The organism is Sphingomonas sp. ACRSK, assembly GCF_022346685.1.
GTDB classification, from domain to species: Bacteria; Pseudomonadota; Alphaproteobacteria; order Sphingomonadales; family Sphingomonadaceae; genus Sphingomonas; species Sphingomonas molluscorum.
This window is the reverse complement of sequence record NZ_JAKRNR010000076.1, coordinates 1-1795: the sequence shown is the minus strand read 5'-3', so window position 1 is coordinate 1795 and position 1795 is coordinate 1. Positions and strand designations below refer to the sequence as shown.

2 protein-coding genes are annotated in these 1795 nt (G+C 53.7%); both read right to left on the bottom strand.

Annotated features, from left to right (window positions below; all coding sequences use genetic code 11):
- Window positions 1–12: 12 nt before the first annotated feature.
- Window positions 13–960 carry a beta family protein gene (locus tag MHZ35_RS17760; RefSeq protein WP_239436840.1) on the bottom strand — a complete coding sequence of 316 codons (948 nt, stop codon included), beginning with the start codon at window positions 958–960 and terminating at the stop codon, window positions 13–15.
- A gap of 3 nt (window positions 961–963) precedes the next feature.
- Window positions 964–1401 (bottom strand): ImmA/IrrE family metallo-endopeptidase, encoded by a 438-nt coding sequence (locus MHZ35_RS17755; protein ID WP_239436839.1) that lies wholly within the window; start codon window positions 1399–1401, stop codon window positions 964–966.
- Window positions 1402–1795 lie beyond the last annotated feature (394 nt).

Sequence of the window (1795 nt, the reverse complement as noted above, 5' to 3'; positions counted from 1 at the left end):
CAAGATGGTCGCTCAGACTGAACAGGGACTTGGGATCCACCACGGCTCTCCATCATCGCTCCTGATCAATGAATCACCATAGCCCCCGAAACGCCATCGGTTTTTGCGGGTGTCCAGCTCGGGAAACCCTGGGTCGTCGTCAGGATCGGCTCGAAAGATGTGCCACGAGTTCATCTTCGCGACATCAATACGCGACGGAATGGTGTTCCCGCCCCCGCCCTGAGACGGGCGCGTGCTAGCCCAGTCTCCAAATGTCAGATCGGTTTGCTGAAATCGCTGGCGGGCCGCAGCGTAGAGCCTGCGCTCCGTACCGTCCTCTTCCTGGTCTCCGACAATGTGGGTGAAGCTGTCTGGAAAGGAACTCGACATGACTACTACTTCCGCTTCAGGAAGAGCTGCTACAACTCTTTCTATGACGGGAATCGCCCATGCCTCCAGGTCCAAATAATTGCGAGACCACCCCGCGTCTACAATGACCACCGTATCATGTGGAAGCGGAGGCAGCCTAGTTATCAAGCGTGACAAGGGAACAGTCGCATCGCGCCTCTGATGTATTATCAGTCCACGATCAAGCCTCTCAGCATTTCCGATTTGACGAATGAGAACATCTGCATTGGCTGTTGGCAGCAATACAGGGGTGGCATTGGCAAAGGACGCCACCACATCATAGTAATGTGCGTAACCGAGTCTCTCATCGAACAGAGCATCAAACTCGTCTTGAGCCGGCCTCTTACCGCCGTGCCGGTAACGATCAGAGTCCAGAGCAAATCCGAATGGATGGTCCTCTATGGTTTCTCTGATTTTCCGTAAGGTGAACTCAAAATGGGAAGCGTTTGGCCAAGGACGAGCGGAAAATACGGGGAACAGGCTACTTTTAACAGACGGGTACAATGCGCGGTAGGCTTCGAGCTCAGCGACTCCCGTCTTTAAAAGCGGAACATATTCCCTGAGCTGTAGCACCTATTAACTAAGCCTGATCGCCATAGCTTGCCGCGATACTCCAAACTGGCTGGCTAGTTCAGCCACGTCCTCATCGTCCGGGTTCCCTCCGGCGCGGGAAATAGCCTGCGAGACTGCTCCGCTGGGCATCACGATTTCAGCGCCAAGCTTATTTGCCTCTGCTTCAATCTTAGATGACAGCTTCGACCGATAAAGAACCGAGTCTACTATACCCGTGTTTATTTTATCTTTGTGCAGAAGATAATGGGCTATCTCGTGTGCTATCGTGAACCTCTGCCGCTCCTTTGACTCAAATCTGTTGATTTTAATGACGTGCCCATTGCCGTCAGGCTGTATCATTCCCGATATATTCATCGGGAGGGTCGCTAGGACTACACGGAGACCAAGCGCCTCCGCTAGCGCTCCGACTCTCACGGGGACGCTCTCGGTAAACTTATTCAAGATGCCCAACTCATCTTCGCTAATTCGATGAGTGAAACTGAATTTAGTCAGTGTATCGATCCTCGTCGTTGCTGGGCTTTTTCAAGCCCTCGATACCGGTATACGCGATATCGGAGAACATCGACTCCAGCTCTTTACGGAGCGGAGCATCTTTCTCGAGCTGCCTAGCGAAGTATTCTACGGAATGCGAACGGAGCTTGCTCTCCAATGTACTCCAGCCAATCACGCCCGCTGAACCGCGCCGGGTTTGCCGGAGGCCGTTGGATGTGAGTCACGCTGCCATATCGATGATGTCCGCGGCAGCATAGTATTGCTCCTCGGCTTCGGCAGGCGGGATGTTGCCGATGGGTTCGAGCAGCCGGCGATGGTTGAACCAGTCCACCCACTCAAGGGT